Annotated in this window: 18 protein-coding genes; 7 read left to right on the top strand and 11 right to left on the bottom strand. The window is 71.6% G+C overall.

The genetic code is table 11. From position 1 onward, the window contains the following. The first annotated feature begins 83 nt into the window (after positions 1–83). The 7 genes from ACODT0_RS12295 (at position 84) to ACODT0_RS12265 (ending at position 8,180) form a co-directional block, all read left to right on the top strand. Positions 84–1,616, top strand: coding sequence for a class I adenylate-forming enzyme family protein (locus ACODT0_RS12295; RefSeq protein ID WP_489041423.1), 1,533 nt, complete (start codon positions 84–86; stop codon positions 1,614–1,616). Positions 1,617–1,653: 37 nt separating this feature from the next. Next, the gene (locus tag ACODT0_RS12290) at positions 1,654–3,114 is read left to right on the top strand and encodes a sensor histidine kinase (protein WP_489041390.1); all 1,461 of its coding nucleotides are present in this window, start codon (positions 1,654–1,656) and stop codon (positions 3,112–3,114) included. Then, positions 3,099–4,457 (top strand): sigma-54-dependent transcriptional regulator, encoded by a 1,359-nt coding sequence (locus ACODT0_RS12285; protein WP_261215546.1) that lies wholly within the window; start codon positions 3,099–3,101, stop codon positions 4,455–4,457. Before ACODT0_RS12290 ends, ACODT0_RS12285 begins: the two co-directional genes overlap by 16 nt. 148 nt (positions 4,458–4,605) lie before the next feature. After that, positions 4,606–5,346, top strand: coding sequence for a hypothetical protein (locus ACODT0_RS12280; RefSeq protein ID WP_489041389.1), 741 nt, complete (start codon positions 4,606–4,608; stop codon positions 5,344–5,346). After that, positions 5,343–6,593: an MFS transporter gene (locus ACODT0_RS12275; protein WP_489041388.1), complete on the top strand. Its 1,251-nt coding sequence runs from the start codon at positions 5,343–5,345 to the stop codon at positions 6,591–6,593. Before ACODT0_RS12280 ends, ACODT0_RS12275 begins: the two co-directional genes overlap by 4 nt. Continuing rightward, positions 6,590–7,741 (top strand): SLC13 family permease, encoded by a 1,152-nt coding sequence (locus ACODT0_RS12270; protein WP_489041387.1) that lies wholly within the window; start codon positions 6,590–6,592, stop codon positions 7,739–7,741. Before ACODT0_RS12275 ends, ACODT0_RS12270 begins: the two co-directional genes overlap by 4 nt. 115 nt (positions 7,742–7,856) lie before the next feature. Further along, entirely contained in the window at positions 7,857–8,180 is a 324-nt protein-coding gene (locus tag ACODT0_RS12265; RefSeq protein ID WP_261215558.1) for a hypothetical protein, read from the top strand. Between the two features lie 37 nt (positions 8,181–8,217). Here the strand turns inward: ACODT0_RS12265 and ACODT0_RS12260 are convergent, their stop codons facing one another. The 11 genes from ACODT0_RS12260 to ACODT0_RS12210 all read right to left on the bottom strand — a co-directional run bounded on the left by ACODT0_RS12260 (position 8,218) and on the right by ACODT0_RS12210 (position 19,000). Continuing rightward, complete coding sequence (locus ACODT0_RS12260; protein ID WP_479671407.1) at positions 8,218–9,231, bottom strand: fimbrial protein; 1,014 nt, start codon at positions 9,229–9,231, stop codon at positions 8,218–8,220. Continuing rightward, positions 9,228–12,011: a fimbria/pilus outer membrane usher protein gene (locus ACODT0_RS12255; protein ID WP_489041386.1), complete on the bottom strand. Its 2,784-nt coding sequence runs from the start codon at positions 12,009–12,011 to the stop codon at positions 9,228–9,230. The genes ACODT0_RS12260 and ACODT0_RS12255 overlap by 4 nt, the downstream gene beginning before the upstream one ends. 17 nt (positions 12,012–12,028) lie before the next feature. After that, positions 12,029–12,754 carry a fimbrial biogenesis chaperone gene (locus tag ACODT0_RS12250; protein WP_489041385.1) on the bottom strand — a complete coding sequence of 242 codons (726 nt, stop codon included), beginning with the start codon at positions 12,752–12,754 and terminating at the stop codon, positions 12,029–12,031. A 252-nt stretch (positions 12,755–13,006) separates the two neighbouring features. Continuing rightward, positions 13,007–13,546 carry a fimbrial protein gene (locus ACODT0_RS12245; protein ID WP_057596172.1) on the bottom strand — a complete coding sequence of 180 codons (540 nt, stop codon included), beginning with the start codon at positions 13,544–13,546 and terminating at the stop codon, positions 13,007–13,009. 199 nt (positions 13,547–13,745) lie between these two features. Then, positions 13,746–14,795, bottom strand: coding sequence for an NADP-dependent oxidoreductase (locus tag ACODT0_RS12240; protein WP_057596171.1), 1,050 nt, complete (start codon positions 14,793–14,795; stop codon positions 13,746–13,748). 107 nt (positions 14,796–14,902) lie between these two features. Next, entirely contained in the window at positions 14,903–16,309 is a 1,407-nt protein-coding gene (locus ACODT0_RS12235) for a HAMP domain-containing sensor histidine kinase (protein WP_057596170.1), read from the bottom strand. Next, positions 16,306–17,001, bottom strand: a complete 696-nt coding sequence (locus ACODT0_RS12230) for a response regulator transcription factor (RefSeq protein WP_057596169.1) — start codon at positions 16,999–17,001, stop codon at positions 16,306–16,308. Before ACODT0_RS12230 ends, ACODT0_RS12235 begins: the two co-directional genes overlap by 4 nt. A gap of 38 nt (positions 17,002–17,039) precedes the next feature. Then, a complete protein-coding gene (locus tag ACODT0_RS12225) occupies positions 17,040–17,438 on the bottom strand; it encodes a hypothetical protein (protein WP_409976582.1) in 399 nt (132 codons plus the stop codon). After that, complete coding sequence (locus tag ACODT0_RS12220; RefSeq protein ID WP_489041383.1) at positions 17,432–17,905, bottom strand: DUF4260 domain-containing protein; 474 nt, start codon at positions 17,903–17,905, stop codon at positions 17,432–17,434. The genes ACODT0_RS12225 and ACODT0_RS12220 overlap by 7 nt, the downstream gene beginning before the upstream one ends. Before the next feature lie 84 nt (positions 17,906–17,989). Then, complete coding sequence (locus ACODT0_RS12215) at positions 17,990–18,454, bottom strand: Spy/CpxP family protein refolding chaperone (RefSeq protein WP_489041382.1); 465 nt, start codon at positions 18,452–18,454, stop codon at positions 17,990–17,992. Between the two features lie 177 nt (positions 18,455–18,631). After that, a complete protein-coding gene (locus tag ACODT0_RS12210) occupies positions 18,632–19,000 on the bottom strand; it encodes a DUF4148 domain-containing protein (RefSeq protein ID WP_413761700.1) in 369 nt (122 codons plus the stop codon). Positions 19,001–19,059 lie beyond the last annotated feature (59 nt).

Here is a 19,059-nt window from a genome sequence, read left to right as displayed (position 1 = left end):
TATCCTGCACGACCGGCAACGACCGAGGACCGACCTTGCAGCAACCCGCTTCCGCTTCTTCCGACGCTTCCTTTCAGGCCCTGATGGAACGCGACTTCGGCGTGATCGCCGACCTGATCCGCTTCCACGCGCACAACACCCCCGAGCGGCCCGCGCTCGCCGATGCCGCGCAGCAACTCGACTACCGCGCGCTCGACGCGCTGATGGACCGCATCGCCGCCAGCCTGCAGCGCGACGGCCTGCGCGCCGGCGACGCGATCGCGGTCTGCGCCGCCTCGTCGGTGAACTACGCGGCCGTGTTCCTGGGCGCGCTGCGCGCGGGCGTGGCGGTGGCGCCGCTGGCCCCGGGCTCCACGCCGGCCAGCCTGGCGCGCATGATCTCGGACGCCGATGCGCGCATCCTCTTCGCCGACGCGGGCGCGGCCGAGGTGATCGGCCCGGCGCAGCCCGGCGGCATCGCGCGCGTGGCGCTCGACGGTTCGGCCATCGGCCGCTCGCTGGTCGACTGGCTCGCGCCCGAAGGCGCCACGCCCGAGCCCGCCGACGTGCAGCCCGGCACGGCCTTCAACATCATCTATTCCTCGGGCACCACGGGCGAACCCAAGGGCATCGTGCAGGGCCACGGCATGCGCTGGGCCCACGTGCAGCGCGGTGCCAAGTACGAGTACGACAGCCACACCGTCACGCTGCTGTCGACGCCGCTCTATTCCAACACCACGCTGGTCGTGTTCTTCCCCACGCTGGCCTTCGGCGGCTGCGTGGTGCTGATGCCGAAGTTCGACGCGCTCGGCTACCTGCAGCTGGCCGAACGGCACCGCGTGACCCACACCATGCTGGTGCCGGTGCAGTACCAGCGGCTGATGGCGCATCCACGCTTCGACGCGCACGACCTCTCGGCCTACCGCTTCAAGTTCAGCACCAGCGCGCCCTTCAATGCCGCGCTCAAGGCCGACGTGCTCGCGCGCTGGCCCGGCGGGCTGATCGAGTTCTACGGCATGACCGAGGGCGGCGGCACCTGCATCCTCGAGGCCCACCTGCATCCGACCAAGCTGCACACCGTGGGCCAGCCGGCGCCGGGCAGCGACATCCGGCTGATCGACGAGGAAGGCCGCGAGCTGCCGGCCGGCGACACCGAGGTGGCCGGCGAGGTGGTCGGCCACTCGGCCGGCATGATGACCGGCTACCACCGCCAGCCCGAGAAGACGCGCGAGGCCGAGTGGTTCGACGCGACGGGCAAGCGCTTCATCCGCACCGGCGACGTGGGCCGCTTCGACGCCGACGGCTTCCTCACGCTGTTCGACCGCAAGAAGGACATGATCATCAGCGGCGGCTTCAACATCTACCCGAGCGACCTCGAGGCGGTGCTGCGCGGCCATGCGGCCGTGGCCGACGTGGCGGTGGTCGGTGTGCCGTCCGAGCAATGGGGCGAGACACCGGTGGCCTTCGTGGTGCGCCGCGAGGGCGATGCCACCGATGCCGAGGCGCTGCTGCAGTGGGCCAACGCCCAGCTCGGCAAGACGCAGCGGCTCGCGGGCCTGGAGCTGATCGACGAACTGCCGCGCAGCGCGATCGGCAAGGTGCTCAAGCGCGAGCTGAGAGAACGCGTCCGCGGCTGACGCGCCGCGCCGTGAAGACCGGGCAGGATCGCGGCAGATGAAATCGCTGCGCGGTCAACTGGTCTTCTTCTGGGTGCTGCTGCTCGGCATGTGCGCGGCGCTCGCGGTCGTGATGTTCACGCTCTACCGCAGCAGCGCGGGCGCCCAGGTGGCGGCCGGACGCGCCGCCACCGAGCAGTCCTGCCGCGCGATCGCGACGCGCTACGCCAGGTCGATCGCCACGCCCGCCCCGCCGCGGCCCGAACTCGACCTGCTGCGCGTGCTGCTGCAACTGGTGCTGATCGAGGCGCCGCATGTCGAGGGCGGCGTCTGGCATGCGGTCGACGGCCCGCTGGCCTATGCCTACCCGACCTACGAGGGCAGCGGCGTCAAGCGCGACGTGCCCGCGGCCGAGCAGCCGCTGATCGCCCAGCTGGCGCAGCTCGCGGCGCGCACCCGCCAGCCGCAGACCGACGTGGTGCGCGGCAGCCGCGAGGCGCTGATCGTCTCGGCCTGCCCGCTCCCGGCGCCGGCCGACGACCTCGCCGCCTGGACCATGACGCGCACCAACGGCGGCGCGCTCGCGGCCCAGGACAGCCTGCGCACCGGGCTCGGCGTGCTGCTGTTGCTGGTGCTGGCCTCGGGCCTGTGGCTGGGCTCGATCCTGCTGCGCGGGCTGCGCCACGTGCAGCGCCTCGAGAGCCGGCTGGCGCGGGCCGACGCCGATGGCGACGCCATGCCCGAGCTGCCGCGCACCGGCGTGCGCGAGCTCGACCGCATCGTCGACGGCTTCAACCGCTACCGGCTGCGCTTCGAGGAGGCGCGCGCCCACCTGCGCGCGGCCGCGCAGCAGCGCAGCCGCGACCAGCGGCTGGCCGCGCTGGGCCGCATGACGGGCGGCATCGCGCACGAGATCCGCAACCCCATCGCCACCATGCGGCTGAAGGCCGAGAACGCGCTGGCCGCCTCGCCCGAACGGCAGGGCCCGGCGCTGCAGGCCATCGTCGGCCAGATCGACCGGCTCGACGGACTGGTGCAGAGCCTGCTGGCGCTGGTGCAGCCCGTGACGCTGACCCCGGTGCCGGTGCCGCTCGCGCGCTGGCTCGAGGAGCGGCTGGCGGCCGTGGCGCCGAAGGCCGAGGCCGCGGGCGTGCGGCTCGTACTGCGGCACGAGGCGCCCGACAGCGCCGTGTTCGACCCCGTGCACCTGGCGCGCGCCATCGACAACCTGCTCGACAACGCCGTGCGCCATGCGCCGCGCGGCGGCGAGGTCGTGCTCGCGGCGGTGCAACCCGATGCGCGCACGCTGGCGCTGCGCGTCGACGACGACGGCGCGGGCGTGCCCGAATCGCTGCAGGCCAGCCTGTTCGAGCCCTTCGCCACCGGTCGCGCCGACGGCACCGGCCTGGGCCTGGCGCTGGCGCGCGAGGTGGCGCTGGCGCATGGCGGCGAGCTGCGCCACCTGCCGCTGGCGCCGGGCACCCGTTTCGAACTGGAGCTTCCATGGCGCACCTCCTGATCGTCGACGACGACGACGCTTTCCGCGACACGCTGGCCGAAACCCTCGAGGGCCTGGGCCATGGCGTGACGGCCGTGGCCGGCGGCGCCGAGGCCCTCGATGCGCTCGCGCGCACGCGCTTCGACGCCGTGTTCCTCGACCACCGCATGCCCGGCATGGACGGCCTGCAGACGCTCTCGGCGCTGCGCGCCCGCGCGGGCCGGCTGCCGCCGGTGATCGTGCTGACCGCGTTCGCGAGCGCGGGCAACACCATCGAGGCGATGCGCCTGGGTGCCTTCGACCACCTGGCCAAGCCGATCGGCCGCGAGGCGGTGCGCGAGGTGCTCGAGCGCGCGCTGCAGCAGCGCACGGCGACCGCGCCCTCGGCCGCACCCGACGACGCGGACGACGCCGAACTGATCGGGCCGAGCGAAGCCATGCGCGAGGTGCACAAGCGCATCGGCCTGGCCGCCGCCAGCGCGATGCCGGTGCTGGTGCTCGGCGAGACGGGCACCGGCAAGGAGATGGTGGCGCGCGCGCTGCACCGCCATTCGGCGCGCGCCGGCGGGCCCTTCGTGGCCATCAACTGCTCGGCCATCCCGAAGGAGCTGCTCGAGAGCGAGCTGTTCGGCCATGTGCGCGGCGCCTTCACGGGCGCCACCGGCGAGCGGCCCGGGTGCTTTCGCGCGGCCGACGGCGGCGTGCTGCTGCTCGACGAGATCGGCGACATGGCGCTCGACGTGCAGGCCAAGATGCTGCGCGCGCTGCAGGAGGGCGAAGTGACGCCGCTGGGCGGGCACCGCACGGTGAAGGTCGACGTGCGCGTGGTCGCAGCGACCCACCGCGACCTGCGCGCGGCCGTGCGCGAGGGGCGCTTCCGCGAGGACCTGCTGTACCGGCTCGACGTGCTGTCGATCCGCCTGCCGCCGCTGCGCGAGCGGCTGGCCGACATCATCCCGCTGGCCGAGCACTTCCTGCGCCGCGCGGTCCCGCGCGATGCGACCGAGCCGCCGAAGTCGCTGTCGGCCGAGGCCGCCCGCCGCCTGCTCGGCCATCCCTGGCCCGGCAACGTGCGCGAGCTGCGCAATGCGATGGAGCGCTGCCAGGCGCTGGTGCGGCACCGCGTGATCGGCGAGGCCGACCTGGCCGCCGCGCTGGGTGCCGCGCCGGCCACCGATGCCGCGCCGGCGCTGCCCGCGGACTGGCTCGAGGCCGAACTGCCGGTGGCCGTCGAAAGGCTGGAGCGGCTGCTGATCGCGCATGCGCTCGCGCAGGCGCAAGGCAACCGGGCCGAGGCCGCGCGCCGGCTCGGCATCCACCGCCAACTGCTCTATCGCAAGCTGACGCAGTACGGGCTCGAGTGACGCGGTGTCCGGAAAGCGGACGCCCGCTGTCCCCGGATCATCCGGACGCCGCCGCGGCGGCGCTCGCAAGTCGTTGATTCCAAAGGATTCCGGTGCTGGCACGTTGCGTGAGATGTCCTGGAGACATCCACCCCGCAAGGAGCCTCCCATGACCGTCCGCACCCCCTTCATCGCCGCCGCCCTCCTGCTCGCGGGCGGCACGGCCTTCGCCCAACTGCCGTCCCCGCCGCCCGGTGCTCCGCTGCCCCCGGGCGCCGCAACCGCCGCGCCCGAGGCCGGCACGGTCGTCACAGGCCGCGTGCAGCGCTTCCTGCTCAACCCCGGCGGCGAGGCCGACGGCCTGCTGCTGGCCGACGGCACCCAGGTCGCGTTCCCGCCGCACCTGTCGGCCGACGCGATGCAGCTGCTGCGGCCCGGCGACACGGTGCAGGTCGGCGGCTGGCGCGCGCCCGGCGTGCCGGTGCTGCGCATGCGCTCGCTCGAGGCCAACGGCCGCAGCCTGGCCGACACCCCGCCCGCGCCCGGCAAGGCGCCGCCGCGGCCGCCGCGCGAACCGGGCGCGCTCGACGCGCTGAGCGCGCAGGGCCGCATCGACCGCCTGCTCTACACCGACCGCGGCGATGTGAACGGCGTGCTGCTGGCCGACCAGACCATCGTGCGCTTCCCGCCGCATGTGGGCGCGATGTACCGCGACCAGCTGCGGCCGGGCGCCGAGCTCCATGCGCGCGGCTGGGGCACGCGCGGCGCGCAGGGCACGGCGCTCGAGGCCACCGGCCTGGGCCCGACGGCGGACACGGTCGCCGAGGTGCTGCGCGGTCCACGTCCGGGCCCGGTCCGCGCCCTGCCCCGCGCGGCCCGGCTTCCTGATCCTCGGCTCGCCCCGCCATGACGACCACGCCCGCCCGCCGCAGCCTGCGCGCCCTCGATGCGCTGGCCTTCTTCGCACCCGACATCCAGGGCGGCGTCGGCCCCTTCCTGGTGGTCTTCATGGCCGGCTCCTTGGCCTGGGATCCGCAGCGCATCGGCAGCGTGATGTTCGTCTCGGCGCTGGTCGGGCTGGCGGTGCAGGCGCCGGCCGGCGCGCTGATCGACAGCGTGCGCCGCAAGCCGCGCTGGATCGCGGGCGCCATCGCGCTGATCGCGCTGTGCCTGGTGGCGATGGCGCGCTGGCCGACCTATGGCGTGATCCTCGCGGGCCAGTCGCTGATCGGCGCCGCGGGCACGCTGGTCGCGCCCGCCATCGCGGCCACCAGCCTCGGCATGGTGGGCCGCGCCGGCCTCGATGCGCGCATCGGCCGCAATGCCGCGATCACCGCGGCCGGCACCGTGCTGTGGGCGCTGGGCACCGGCTGGGTCGGCCATGCCTTCGGGCCGCGCGCGATGTTTTTCTACGCGGTGGCGATGGCGCTGCCGACCATCGCGGCGGCGCTGCTGATCCGCGACCGCGACGTCGACCCGCGGCTGGCGCGCGGCGCCGACGCGCCATCCGATGACGCCGCCCAGGGCACCGTCCGCTGGCACGACCGCCGCCTCGTCGTGCTGCTGGCCTGCGCCTTCCTGTTCCACCTGGCCAATGCCGCGATGCTGACGCTGGTGGCGCAGAAGGTCGGCACGCGCACCGGCGCAGTCGCCACGCTGTGGCTGTCGGCCGGCGTGATCGTCACGCAGCTGGTGACCATCCCGATCGCGATGGCGGTCGGGCGCTGGGCGCCGCGGCTCGCGCGCAAGCCGGTGTTCCTGGTCGGCTTCGCGGTGCTGCCGGTGCGCGGGCTGCTCTACCTGCTGGCCGACAGCCCCGCCGCGCTGCTCGCGCTGCAGGTGCTCGACGGCATCGGCGCGGGCATCTTCGGCGTGATGCTGACCCTGATGATCGGCGACCTCACGCGCGGCAGCGGCCACTTCAACTTCGCGCTCGGCCTGGGCGCGGCCTGCGTCGGGCTGGGTGCCGCGCTCAGCAACCTGCTGGCGGGCAGCATCGCGCACGCGGCCGGCTACGGCAGCGCCTTCGTCGTGCTCGCGGCCATCGCCGCCGCGGCGCTCGCGCTGTTCGCGCTCGCCATGCCCGAAACTCGGGGGCGGCAGGTGCGTGCCGCGCACGCTCCCGCCGCCCGTGCCCCGATCACCGCCGCTCCATGACCAAAGACACCGCGTCCGCCCTGCCCCCCGCCACCGCCTCCACGGACTCCGCACCGCCGCACGAGGGCGGCGGCAACGGCCTGCTCTGGGTGCTGGTGGCGGTGGCCGTGCTGTTCGCCTTCCTGCGGCCGCACGCGCCGCTCGACTGGCTCAAGCTGATCGACTGGCAGACCGTGGGCGCGCTCGCGGGCCTGCTCGCGATCACGCAGGGCGTGGAGAAGAGCGGCGTGCTGCAGTCGGCCGCGCAGCGCCTGCTGGCGCGCACCACCGACCTGCGCCGGCTCGCGCTGCTGCTCGTGGCCAGCGCCGCCGTGCTGTCGGCGCTGGTCACCAACGACGTCAGCCTGTTCCTGCTGGTGCCGCTCACGCGCGTGCTCGCCACCCAGGCGCACCTGCCGCTGGCACGGCTGGTGGTGCTGGAGGCGCTGGCGGTCAACGCGGGCTCGGCGCTCACGCCGATCGGCAATCCGCAGAACCTCTACCTGTGGCACCGCAGCGGCGAGAGCTTCGCGGGCTTCATGGGAATGATGGCGCCCACCGTGGGCGTGATGCTGTTCTGGCTGTTCGCCGCCGTCTGGCTGCTGGTGCCCCGCACCGCGATCGCGCTCAAGCCGGCGGCCGACAGCGCGCCGGTGCAGCCGCGGCTGCTGGCGCTGTCGGGCCTGCTGTTCGTGGGCTTCGTGGTCGCGCTCGACCGGCACTGGCTGGCCGCGGGCCTGGCGGTGGTGTTCGGCGCCTACCTGCTGTTCCAGCGCCGCGTGCTGCGCGACGTCGACTGGGCGCTGCTCGCGATCATCGCGCTGATGTTCGTCGACCTGCGCCAGCTCGCCGAGCTGCCCTTCATCGCCGCGCTGATGACGCAGTGGCCGATCGCCGAGGGCTGGCGCGCCTACCTGGCGGCGATCGTGAGCTCGCAGTTCATCAGCAACGTGCCGGCCACCATCCTGCTCGACCGCTACGTGCACGACCTGCCGGCGCTGGCCGCTGGCGTGAGCGTGGGCGGCTTCGGCTGCGTGCTGGGCTCGCTCGCCAACCTGATCGCGCTGCGGCTCGCGAAGCTGCCGAACGGGCTGCGCGAGTTCCATCGCCTGAGCGTGCCCTTCCTGCTGGTGTGCGCGGCCTCAGCGCTGCTGCTGCGGCTGGGATGACCGCGGCGCGGGCGCGGCCCCGGATGCGTGCACGCGGCACAACATCGCCCGTGTCCGACGGGCGCGCGCGCTTTTTGTGGCTAGAGTGGTGACTCCCGAAGAAAGGAGTCACCGCATGGACAAGAAGAACAACAACGAGGATTTCGAGATCACCCCCAAGCTCGTGTTCGACATGAACCTCGCGCTGTACCTCGACCTGGTCGCGGCGCTCGAGGGCGCGGGCGCCGTCACCTACCGCCAGATGGCGGCGCGCGTGCTCAACATCAGCATGGACGCGCGCGCCGACGGGGAACTCGGACTCTCGACCGCGCTGGAGGGCATCGCGCAGGGCTTCGCGGGCCATGGCGACGGACTGTCGATCGAGCTGCTGAAGGCCGCGCGCGGGCTGCGCGAGGATGACGCGATGGGCGACATTCCGATGCGGCCGGACCTGGGCTGAGTCACAGCCTGTCCGGTCCTTCCAGCGCGCGCCGCCGCTACTTGTATTCGAGCGTGAAGGTCGCGGTGCCGTCGGCGCGCCCGGGCGTCACCGCGTTGCCCGTCTGGAAATAGCGCGCGGTGTAGGGCAGCGTGTAGTCGCCGTCCTTCGAGGGGCCGACCAGCGCGCCCTCGCCGTACTTCACCGGCGTCTTCTGCCCGTCGATCACCTGGATGCCGACGCCGGTGGCGGTTCCGGCGCCGCCCTGGGTGATGCGCAGCACGCCATCGTCGCCGGCCGGATCCTTGGTCGCATCCATGCGCAGGTAGACCGTGTTCGTGATGCCCGTGCCCGCCTTGCAGTTGAGCTTGATGTTGAAGTTGCGCTCGGCCGCGGTCGTGCCCCGCCCCTTGAAATCGCTCTGCGGCACCTTGCCGAACTGCACCGAGATGTTGCGCGAGCCCACGTCCACGGAGCAGGTCGGCGTGATGATCGTGATCGCGTTGGCGCTCAGGAAGGTGGTCAGCACCGACTTGCCGTCGTCGAGGCTGTAGTACTGGGTGTAGGTGCCCGAGGCGAGCGGCCCGCTGCCGGTGGTGGCCGCGGTCTTGTACACCTCGACGCGGAACGCGGCGTTCGGGTCGAACGAGCCGAAGCTGCCCGTGAGCGTGTGCGGGTAGTAGGTCTTCTGCGTGCTGGAGATGGTGCGCAGCAGCCGGATGCCGATGCCCGGGACATTGGTGGAGTACAGCTTCTCCAACCCCGGGAAGTTCAGGTCCTGCCCCTGCAGCATCACGCCGCTCACCGTGCCGCCCGCACCATTGCAGACCCAGGGCTGGTTGTTCACGCCGGCGGTGTAGACGGGAAAGTCCTTCTCGCCGATCTTCTGCCCCACGACCGCGTCGTTGGGCACGACGATCGTCCCCATCACCATGTTGATGACGCGCTCGGTGTAGGCGGGATTCTTCGTGCAGGCGGCCCATGCGCCCTGGGCGCCCAGCGAAAGCATGGCGACGGGCAGCGCGAGGCGAAGCAGGCGCCGCGCGGCGGGTCGGTGTCGGAGATGCGTCATTCCGCTCCCTTCGATGAGGGGGTGGCGCGGGCGTCCTGGCCGCCTCCCGCGCCATCCCTGGATTGCAGGAAGCCGGGCACGGCCTGCGGCGCCGGCTCGGCGTCGCAGCGCCCCGCGAGCTCGCGGATCGGCGGCGGATTGGCGTCCTCGGGCAGGCTGTAGGCCACCGAGCACTGGTCGCTCGCGCCCTGCCCCCAGCGCACCACGAGGCGCCCGCTCTGCCCCGCGCCGGTCACGAAAGCCTGGCCGTCGGGGCCGACGATGCCGACCTCCTGCCCCGCCTCGTTCTCGATCTTCGAGCCCAGCGGCAACGCCCGGCCCTTCGTGTCGGTCAGCGTCATCAGCAGGCGGAAGCCCACCGAGGTCTCGAACTTGGCGACCACCACGGCGCCGCGCGTGGGCACCACCTCCATCGCCGCGTTCTTCACCTCGACGGTGTCGCCGAGGTCGCCGGTGCGCAGCGCGAGGCGGTTGAGACGGTACGGGCTCAGGTTCGGGATGACGGCGTTGCCCGCGCTGTCCGTGGCCACGCCCGGCTGCGACTCCAGCCCCACGCCACCGGCCTTGGGTGCCTGCACCAGCGCGATGGTCTCGCCCAGCGGCTGCGACAGCGTCATGCCGCCGCCGTGGACCAGCAGGCCGCCCGACATGCCGAAGGTGGTCTGCCCGTAGCCCTTGCCTTGCGAGTGGCCGAGGTCGAAGCGCCCGACCGGCGAGAGATAGCTGGCGCTGGCGCTGGCGCTGGCGCTGCTGCTGCCGCTCGCGCCGTCGCCCTGCACGCTGGTGTGGCCCGCCGTGACGTTGTAGGTCAGCCGGCTGTCCTCGAAGGCGCTGCCGTAGACGCTGGCCTGCTGGTTCAGGCGCCCGTCGCTGTCGCGGCTGACCGTGTACTGCGCGCTCGCGCGGGTGTCGCCCAGCGGAATGGTGAAAAGCACCATGAGCTGCCGGTTGGCCGGGCGCGCCACGCCGGTGCCGAGGGCGTCGACGCTGCCGTTGTTGGTGCTGTAGTTGTAGAAGATGCTGTAGCCGAACTGCTTGTAGTTGCCCGACCAACCGATCTGCACCAGCCGGTCCTTGGCGGGCGTGCCCCAGTAGGTCTGCTGGCGCGCCGAGGCGAACACCGAGCCCCAGTCGCCGATCTGCTGCGAGAGTTCGAAGCGCAGCTCGTTGCGGCGGCTGTTGAAGTTGCCGGGCGCGAGCAGCCCCTGCATCAGCGCCGCCTCCTGGAAGGTGCGATAGCCGCTGGTCGAGTAGCGGTAGCCGGCCACGCGGAAGTTGGTGCCGGAATCGACGAAGGCCTTCGAATAGAGGAAGCGCAGCGACTGGCCGTTGTAGGTCTTGTCGAAGCGGTCGACGGTGCGCGCGGCCGAGAGATCGACCGAGACCGCGCCGAAGGTGCGCATGTTCTTGCCCACGCCCACCAGGCCCGACTGGTACCTGCGCGCGGCGATCAGGCCGCCGTACACCGAGTATTCGTCGGGCAGGCCGCGCGCCAGGGTCGCCTGCAGGAACACGGGCTCGGCCGGCACCTGGCTCGGCAGCAGCGGGTTGGTGTTCACGCTGTCGTAGCCGTTGCGGTACTTGCCCACGGTGGCCGAGTAGCGCCAGGTGCCTTCGCGCAACAGCGTGGGCACGGCCGAGAAGGCCTGGGTGTACCTGGTCTGGCGGCCGTCGGCCTCGGTGATCGTGACCTCGAGGTCGCCGCTCGAGGAGGTCGGGTAGAGGTCGTCGAGCACGAACGGCCCGGGCGCCACGAAGGTGCTGTAGACCACGTAGCCGTTCTGCCGCACGGTGACGCGCGCATTGGTCTGGGCGATGCCGCGGATCGTGGGCGCGTAGCCCTGCAGGCTGTCGGGCAGCATCGCGTCGTCGGAGGACACCTGCACGCCGCGGAACGGCAGGCTGTCGAAGAAGTTGCCGGGCGTGTTGCCGTCGCCGATCAGCAGCTGGCCGTTGATCGAGGCCAGGTCGCGCTGCGCGTAGCTGGTGACGCCCTGCCAGCGGCTCTTGCCGTCGAGACCGCGGTTGTAGGTCGAGTAGTGGCGAAAGCGCCAGTCGCCCATGTTGAAGCCCGCGCGCACGCCCGCGAAGAAGGTGTTGCGCTGGAGCGTGTTGCGGTTGCGGTTGAACGGGTCGGCCGCGTCGAAGACGTTGAGCTGCGGGTTGGCCAGCGGGGTGTCGTTGCGGTAGTTGCTGCCGCTGAAGCGCGAGTAGTTGAGCTGGTAGTCCAGCATGAAGGCGGTGATGCCCTTGTCCCACTTCTCGGGACCCACGGCGCCGCGCGCGCTGCGCTTGAGCGCGGCCTGCGGAATGCTCAGGAACAGGCGCTGGCGGCCGGCGTCGTAGCTGAGCTTCGATTCGGGAATGGCGCTGGCGAGGTCGATGCAGGCCTCGTCGGCGGCGCCGGCGATCGTGGGGAACACGGCGACGTTCACGCCCCAGCCCTCGAGCAGGCCGCGCGTGAGGCAGGCCACCGCGTCGTTCGTGCCTTCCCTGTCCTCGAAGCGGACCTCGCTCTGGCCCACGCCGCGCTCGTTGAGCGAGACGTCGACGGTGTACTTGCCCGCGAGCACGCGGTTGCCGAACGAGAACAGCGAGAGGTCGGCATTCGGCTGGTCGCCGCCGATGCCGAGGAATTCCTCGTTGAAGCTCGAGGCGGCGAGCTGCTGCTTCTGCGGCGCGGGCGTGGCATGGGCGCCGTGCATGCCGAGTCCCGCGAGCAGCGCGGCGGCGACCGGCGCGCGACGCAGCGCGGGGAAGGTGGGCACGCGGCGGCGCATGGCTCGGCTCGCCTTCCTCAGCGCTTCGCGGCGTCCGCCGCGACCGGAACCAGCTCGGCCTTCACGGCCACCGGCGCATCGCCCGCGGGCACGCGCACCAGCTCCTCGGGCGTTTCGCCGCCGTAGTCGTTGAGCGTGGTGAAGTTGACCTGGATCGCCTGCGGCGCCTTCACCGCGGTCAGCGGATACACCGACTCGCCGAAGGGCGGCACCATGTCGGCGTTGATGTCCTGCTGGCCGCCGTTGATCTTCAGACCCGTGAAGGTCACGTGGTAGGGCGTCGGGTTGCCGATTCGAAGCACCGGGCCCTGCGCGCCGCCGGCCACCGCCCACTGCAGTTGCGCGCGGGCCTCCTCGGACTTGCCGCCCAGGCCGCTGGGCCGGTAGAACAGCTTGATGCGGCTGCGCACCGCGATCTGCAGCACGTTCTCGTCCTTCGAGCGCTCGGGAATCTCCTTCACGTTGAGCCAGAACACCGATTCGCGGTCGGCGGGCAGCTCACCCGCCACGCGCATGATGCGCAGGATGTTCTCCATGCCGGGATCGAGCCGCGACAGCGGCGGCGTGACCAGCATCGGGGTCTTGTTCTTGCCTTCGCCGGCGTCGATCCAGGCCTGGACCACGTAGGGCGAGGTGCCGGTGTTCTTCACCGGGATCGAGGCTTCGCGGTCCTTCTCGCCCAGGATGACGCGCGTGCCGCCGAGCATCACGCCCGCCGCGGCCGGCCATTGAAGGCAGAGCATCGCCACGATGCCCAGGGTCCAACGAATTCGATTCTTGCTGCACATACGACGGGTTCCTCGGTGCGGTGGACGCTGGCGTCCGGGCGCACCCCAGCACGGCGGCGCACGCGGCGCACCGGCGGAAAAAAGACGGGTGATGGAAAAAACCGGCCGACGCGGCGCGCCCACGCGAGGTCGCCGCGCCGCGTCGGTCCGGAGCGAAATCCGGCCGGCGCCTGCGCGATGGCAGGGGCCGGATCCCGCGTCAGCGGCTTACTTGTAGTTGACCGTGAACTGGGCCACCGAGTTGGCCGGACCGACCGTCACGGTGTCCTTGGTCGACACGTACACGGCCTGGAACTTCAGGGCGTTGTCGCCCTGGCCCAGGACGTACTGCGCCGATTCCGAGCCGAGCGGAATCTTGGTGGCGGCGGAATCGCCGAGCTCGATGGCCACGCCCGAAGCGGTGGTCACGCCGACCTGGCCGGCATTCGCCAGGCGCAGGGTGGTGGCGTCGTCGAGGTCGGGCGTGCCGGTGAACGACACGGTCGCGCCCTTGGCGGTGGCGCCGCAGCCGAGCAGGTCGATCGTGAACTTCGACGGCGTGGCCTTCTTGCCCTTGCCGCCGTCGAGCACCGTACGCGCGACCTTGCCCAGCGGCACGGTCATGTTCTGGCTGTTCGGCGAGATCGAGCAGGGCGCATCGACGATTTCGCCCGTGAAGTTGATGGTGCCGTCGGCAGCCATCGCGCCTTGAGACAGCGCACCGGCAACAGCGGCCAGAGCCGCCAGCTTGAAGAAACTTTTACGCATCTGAATTCCCTGGGGATTGTTAACAAAAGGACTACATGCCTTTACAAGGCAGAGCGCAGTCTATTAATCAATTCCTAGGAGAAGAAGTGCATTTGGCCTCAGTTGACAGTGGTTGACATTGTTAACTAACTGTTTGTGAACTAAAGCCAATCGCGAACTTTTCGATACGAAAGTTTTGCCAAATACTACCCAGCTGTCATCACTCGGTCGCCACCTGCAGGACCAGCTTGCCGAAGTTGGCGCCGCTGAAGAGCCGGTTCAGGGCCTCGGGGAAGGTATCGAGGCCCTGCACGATGTCTTCCTTGCTCTTCATGCGCCCATCTTTCAGGTAGCCGGCCAATTCGGCAATGGCCACGGGATAGCGGTCGGCGTAGTCGAACACCACGATGCCTTCCATGCGGGCCCGGTTCACCAGCAGGCTCAGGTAGTTGCGCGGGCCGGCCGCAGGCATGCTGTTGGCGTTGTTGTACTGGCTGATGGCGCCGCAGATGATGATGCGGGCCTTGCGCGCGATGCGCGCCAGCACGAGGTCGAGGATCTCGCCGCCGACGTTGTCGAAGTAGATGTCCACGCCCTTGGGGCAGTGCTGCTTGAGGCCGTCGCGCACGGCGGCGGCGCCGGCCTTGTAGTCGATGCAGGCGTCGAAGCCCAGCTCCTTGACCACCCAGTCGCACTTGGCCTCGCCGCCCGCGATGCCGACCACGCGGCAGCCCTTGATCTTGGCCAGCTGGCCCACGGTCTGGCCGACCGCGCCGGCGGCGCCCGAGATCACGACGGTCTCGCCGGCCTTGGGCTGGCCCACGTCCATCAGGCCGAAGTAGCCGGTCATGCCGGGCATGCCCAGCACGTTGAGCCACTGGGTGATGCTGCCCACGCGCAGGTCGATCTTCACCAGGCCGTTGCGCTTGATCTCCTCCTGCGGGATCAGCATGTATTCCTGCACGTTGAGCGTGCCGTAGACGGTGTCGCCGACCGCGAACTGCGGGTTCTTCGAGGCGATGACGCGGCCGATGCCGCCGGCGCGCATCACGGCGCCGATCTCGACCGGCGGGATGTAGCTCTTGGCGTCGTTGAGCCAGCCGCGCATGGCCGGGTCGAGCGACAGCGACAGCGTCTTGACCAGCACGCCGCCCTCGGCCGGCTGGGCCACGGGCTCGCTGCCGAAGCTCCAGTGCTCGCGCGTGGCGGCGCCCTCGGGACGCTTGGCAAGGCGGACCTGGTGGTTGACGAGTGCGGTGGTGTCGGTCATGAAGCGTCTCCTGGAGATGGGGCCCGCGCCCCGGTGTGGCGGATGCGGCGCATGCTAGCCGCGCCGCTCCAGGCAGCGCGTAGCGCAGGCGACAGCGAGGCCCGCGCTCAGCCCAGCCGCACCACGATCTGCAGCCCCGGCGAGGCATTGCGCACCCGCAGGCTGCCGCCGTGCGCCTCGGCGATCAGCCGGCACAGGTACATGCCCAGGCCGACGCCGCCGGTGGCGCGCTGGCGCGCGCCGTCGGTGCGGTAGAAGGCCTCGGTCAGCCGCTCGAGCTGCGCCTCGTCCACCCCCGGGCCGAAGTCGCGCACCTCGATCTCCACGCCCTGCGCCTGGCCCTCGAGCACGGCGCGCACCGACACGCTCGGCGGACGCGGCGCCTCGGTGCTGTAGCGCAGCGCGTTGTCCAGCAGGTTGCGCACCAGCAGGCGGATGCGCATGCGATCCACCGAATGGGCCGGCAGGCCCTCGGCGAGGTCGAGGTGGACCTCGCGCGCGGCCGGCATCTCGGCCACGGTCTCGCGCACCAGCGCCGCGAGGTCGATGCGCTCGCGCTGCAGTGCCGCGTGCGGGCTCGCGAGCCGTTCGCTCTCGAGCAGGTCGCTGATCAGGTCACGCATCTCGTTGAGATCGCGCAGCAGCGCCTCGCGCTCGGCCCGGCCTTCGGCCGTGGACGGCAGCAGTTCGGCATTGAGCCGCGCGCGCGTGAGCGGCGAGCGCAGCTCGTGGCTCAGCGCCAGCAGCAGGCCGCGCTTGGCATCGAGCATGGCCTGGATGTCGTGGGCCATGGTGTTGATGTGTTCCGCGAGGTCGCCGATGTCGTCGTTGCGCCGCACCGGGATCGGTCGCTCGAAGTCGCCGCGGCCGAAGCGCTGCGCGCCCTCGCGGATGTCGATCAGCGGCCGCAGCAGCCGGCTCACGTAGGCATAGCCCAGCACCACGAGCAGCAGCAGCAGGCTCAGCGTGGCCCAGCCGGCCGCGCGCGGCGCGATCTGCCACAGCCGCGGCGCCCAGCCGAAGATCACGCGGTGGCCGTCGGCCGTGGGCCGGATGAACCACTTGTCGCCCCACATCGATTCGTCGTGGTCGCGCATCCAGCCGCCGCGCGTGCCGTGCTCGCCGGGATTGGAATCCCAGTTGACCGTCGGCCCCACGATGCGGATGGTGATCGGCAGGCGGTCGACCAGCGCCTGCGCGCGCGACACGTCGGGCGGCGTGCCGAGCTCGGCCACCAGCCGGTCGGCGTAGTCGACCAGCATCGGCTGCGCGGCCTCGGCCCAGCCGGTGGAGAAGGACTTCTTCATGCCCGCGAGGAACACGCCGGTCATGACCACCGCGAGCAGCACGAACATCATCACCAGCCGGATGCGCAGCGAGCGGCGCCAGCGGCGCTTGCCCTGCACCTTCTCGTGCCACTGCGCATGCCACTGCCGGTGCAGCTCGTCGCGGCGGCAGGCGAAGGCATGCCACGCGCCCTCGCGATCGCGGCGTTCCCTGCGGCGGAAGTTCATGAAGAAGGCTCGCCGGGCGCCACGGCCAGCGCGTAGCCCGCGTTGCGCAGCGTCTTGATGCAGTCCAGCGGCTCGAGCTTCTTGCGCAGGCGGCTCACCACGATGTCGACCGCGCGCGTGTAGAGCTCGGCCTCGTGGCCGCGCAGCCGGTTGAGGATGTCGTCGCGGCTGAACACCTTGCCGGGCTCGGCCGCCAGCAGCGCCAGCAGCTCGAACTCGGTGCCGGTGAGGTCGACGCGCTCGCCCTGGCGCAGCACCAGGCGCCGGTCGAGGTCGATCGCCAGGCCGTCGAACACGCGCTGCTGCGACGCGGCCGCCGCGGGCGGCGCGACGCGCTGGCGCCGCAGGATGGTCTGCACGCGCGCCACCAGCTCGCGCGGCTCGAAGGGCTTGGGCACGTAGTCGTCGGCACCGAGCTCGAGGCCGACCACGCGGTCCATCACCTCGCCGCGCGCGGTCAGCATCACGATCGGGATGTCGCTTTCCTTGCGGATCTCGCGGCACAGCGCGAAGCCGTCCATCTCGGGCAGCATGACGTCGAGGATGGCGGCGTCGAAGCTCTCGGCGCGCAGTCGCGCCAGGCCTTCGCTGGGCCGCACCGCGCTCTCGAGCGTGCAGCCGAAGCGCGCGAAGTAGCTCGCCAGCGGCGCGCCGAGATGCTCGTCGTCGTCGATCAGCAGGATGCGCGGCATGGGCGGATTGTGCCTCCTGGCCAGGAGCTGGCTGATGATCAACCCGCCCGGCATCGCACCGCCACGACGAGGCCGGCCGCGAGCGCGGCGAGCAGGACCAGGTGATAGGCGACATCGGGCACGGTCTGCGGCCCGATGCCGATCGCGATGGTGAACAGGCCCACCAGCGTGCCGAGCAGCGCGAAGCCCTGGGCACGGATCGCGAACCAGCGCGTCCAGGCCGGGCGCAGCCAGCTCGCGGCCGCGGCACCCACCAGCACCAGCGCGATCACGGCCTCGGCCGTGCGCGCCTGCGCATGCGCGAAGCCGGGGATCAGCCGGCCCGCGTGCACGGCCGAGGCAGTGCCGAGCGCGAGCGCCTCGGCCAGCAGCCAGGTGCGCGCGACGGCGGGGCGCAGCACGGGCCGCACGACATCGTCGGGACGCGCGCTCACCATGGGTCCTGCCTTCCGACGCGGCCCAGGTGCGTGAAGCCGAAGCCCGCCTCGTACTTGAGGCCGAAGCCCAGCGTCCGGTCGAACGCGATGTGCGCGGCCCAGACCAGCGCCAGCGGCAGCGCGAAGGGCAGCGCCACCAGCAGGCCCAGCGCGCCGATGCCCAGCGGCACCAGGTACGAGTGCGCGAGGTTGTAGACCCGCGCGCCGATGCGTGCATTGGTCAGGTAGCCGAGCATCGACAGGTCGGGCAGCAGGAACAGCAGCGCGAACAGGCCCCAGCCGCTGCCGGTGCGGTCGTAGGCGATCAGCGCGCCCGCCAGCACGGCCAGTGCCTCGAGCCGCAGCGTGGTGCGCACGCCGCCGGTCGCGGCGCCTTCCTGCGCATCGGTCGCGGCATCGCTCGCGCGGCGCGCGGCCTGGCGCCGCAGCGCGATCAGGTCGGCCAGGTTCGGTTCGATGGTCTTCATGGTGTGCTCGCATCAGGTGGAGGGCGCCGGGCCCCGGAAAGGATGGGAATGCGGCCCCGGCCGGGGGACGGGGCCGCCGGTGCATCAGCCTTGGCGGCTCCAGCGGCGTCCGCCGCGCTCCATGAACTCGCGCACCTTCTGCTGCTGCGCGGGGTTCAGGTGGTCGAAGAAGTCGGCCGCGGCCGCGATGATCTCGGGACTGCCGTTGCGCAGCGCCGCGGTCTTCTCGTTGACCAGGCGCGTGGCGCCAGCCTGGTCGAGCTTGTTGCCGGCGAACAGGGCGCGGAACTGCGAGCGCGGGTCGCCCGAGCCGTCGGCGCCGCGCAGGGCCTGGCGCTGCGCCTGCAGCTTCTCGGCCAGCACGGTGAGCTTCTGCTTCTGCGCTGCATCGAGGTCGAGCTTGCTGCCCACGCGCTCGACCATCTTGGCGCGGAACTCGGCGCTGTCGCCGTTCCAGCCGTGGCGATGGCCAGCGCAGCCGGCGACGCTGCCGGCCACCACGGCGAGCCCGGCAAAACCGAAGAGCGTGCGTTTGATCCAGTGTTTCATGACGGGTCCTTGTGTGTGTTGGAGGAGGAAGCTCGATGGTGCTTTCGGAGCGGCTTCGCGTCCTTTCACCGCGGTATCGGCGTGTTTCGTTTTATTGCGATGCGAGGCCGGAGGGCCGAAACGAAAAAGCGACGCCGATGCGTCGCTTGCTTCCGGGGGCGCGAAGGGCCGTGTCGCTCAGAGCTTGCTGGCGTCGCGCGAGGCGGCGGCGCGTGCGTCCACCGGGTTCTGCAGCGTCGAGATCACCTTGCTGTTGACGCGCGAACCCGAGCTCACGTTCTGGTCGGGCGCGGCCGCGGTGCGCACCGCCTCGGCCACCACGTTGGCACGGTCGGTGGAGCGCGCCACGGTCTCGGGACCGCGCGAGCCGCGCGTCACGTTCTGGTTCGGTGCCGCGGCGGCGCGCACGGCTTCCTCGTTGATCTCGGCGCGGGTCTTGGCCGACACGGCCTGGTGCACGCCGTCATAGCTTTCGGCCTTGGCGCCCGCGGCGGCGAGCATGGCGAAGGAGGCGACGGCGACAGCCTGGGTCAGGGAGAGCTTCATGGATCGGGCCTTTCAGGGTTGGTGAAGAGAAGGCCTGATCGTGCTTGCCGGCGCGCGGC

This window comes from Variovorax sp. FG153 (assembly GCF_057809595.1).
This window is presented reverse-complemented; position numbering and strand designations above follow the sequence as displayed.

Coding starts and splice junctions, on each gene's coding strand:
- ACODT0_RS12250 (WP_489041385.1), bottom strand. CDS start 12,754: ATGCTCTGCCTTCAATGGCCGGCCGCGGCGGGCGTGATGCTCGGCGGC.
- ACODT0_RS12210 (WP_413761700.1), bottom strand. CDS start 19,000: ATGAAGCTCTCCCTGACCCAGGCTGTCGCCGTCGCCTCCTTCGCCATG.
- ACODT0_RS12255 (WP_489041386.1), bottom strand. CDS start 12,011: ATGCGCCGCCGCGTGCCCACCTTCCCCGCGCTGCGTCGCGCGCCGGTC.
- ACODT0_RS12275 (WP_489041388.1), top strand. CDS start 5,343: ATGACGACCACGCCCGCCCGCCGCAGCCTGCGCGCCCTCGATGCGCTG.
- ACODT0_RS12290 (WP_489041390.1), top strand. CDS start 1,654: ATGAAATCGCTGCGCGGTCAACTGGTCTTCTTCTGGGTGCTGCTGCTC.
- ACODT0_RS12260 (WP_479671407.1), bottom strand. CDS start 9,231: ATGACGCATCTCCGACACCGACCCGCCGCGCGGCGCCTGCTTCGCCTC.
- ACODT0_RS12270 (WP_489041387.1), top strand. CDS start 6,590: ATGACCAAAGACACCGCGTCCGCCCTGCCCCCCGCCACCGCCTCCACG.
- ACODT0_RS12240 (WP_057596171.1), bottom strand. CDS start 14,795: ATGACCGACACCACCGCACTCGTCAACCACCAGGTCCGCCTTGCCAAG.
- ACODT0_RS12235 (WP_057596170.1), bottom strand. CDS start 16,309: ATGAACTTCCGCCGCAGGGAACGCCGCGATCGCGAGGGCGCGTGGCAT.
- ACODT0_RS12295 (WP_489041423.1), top strand. CDS start 84: ATGGAACGCGACTTCGGCGTGATCGCCGACCTGATCCGCTTCCACGCG.
- ACODT0_RS12220 (WP_489041383.1), bottom strand. CDS start 17,905: ATGAAGACCATCGAACCGAACCTGGCCGACCTGATCGCGCTGCGGCGC.
- ACODT0_RS12265 (WP_261215558.1), top strand. CDS start 7,857: ATGGACAAGAAGAACAACAACGAGGATTTCGAGATCACCCCCAAGCTC.
- ACODT0_RS12280 (WP_489041389.1), top strand. CDS start 4,606: ATGACCGTCCGCACCCCCTTCATCGCCGCCGCCCTCCTGCTCGCGGGC.
- ACODT0_RS12285 (WP_261215546.1), top strand. CDS start 3,099: ATGGCGCACCTCCTGATCGTCGACGACGACGACGCTTTCCGCGACACG.
- ACODT0_RS12230 (WP_057596169.1), bottom strand. CDS start 17,001: ATGCCGCGCATCCTGCTGATCGACGACGACGAGCATCTCGGCGCGCCG.
- ACODT0_RS12225 (WP_409976582.1), bottom strand. CDS start 17,438: ATGGTGAGCGCGCGTCCCGACGATGTCGTGCGGCCCGTGCTGCGCCCC.
- ACODT0_RS12245 (WP_057596172.1), bottom strand. CDS start 13,546: ATGCGTAAAAGTTTCTTCAAGCTGGCGGCTCTGGCCGCTGTTGCCGGT.
- ACODT0_RS12215 (WP_489041382.1), bottom strand. CDS start 18,454: ATGAAACACTGGATCAAACGCACGCTCTTCGGTTTTGCCGGGCTCGCC.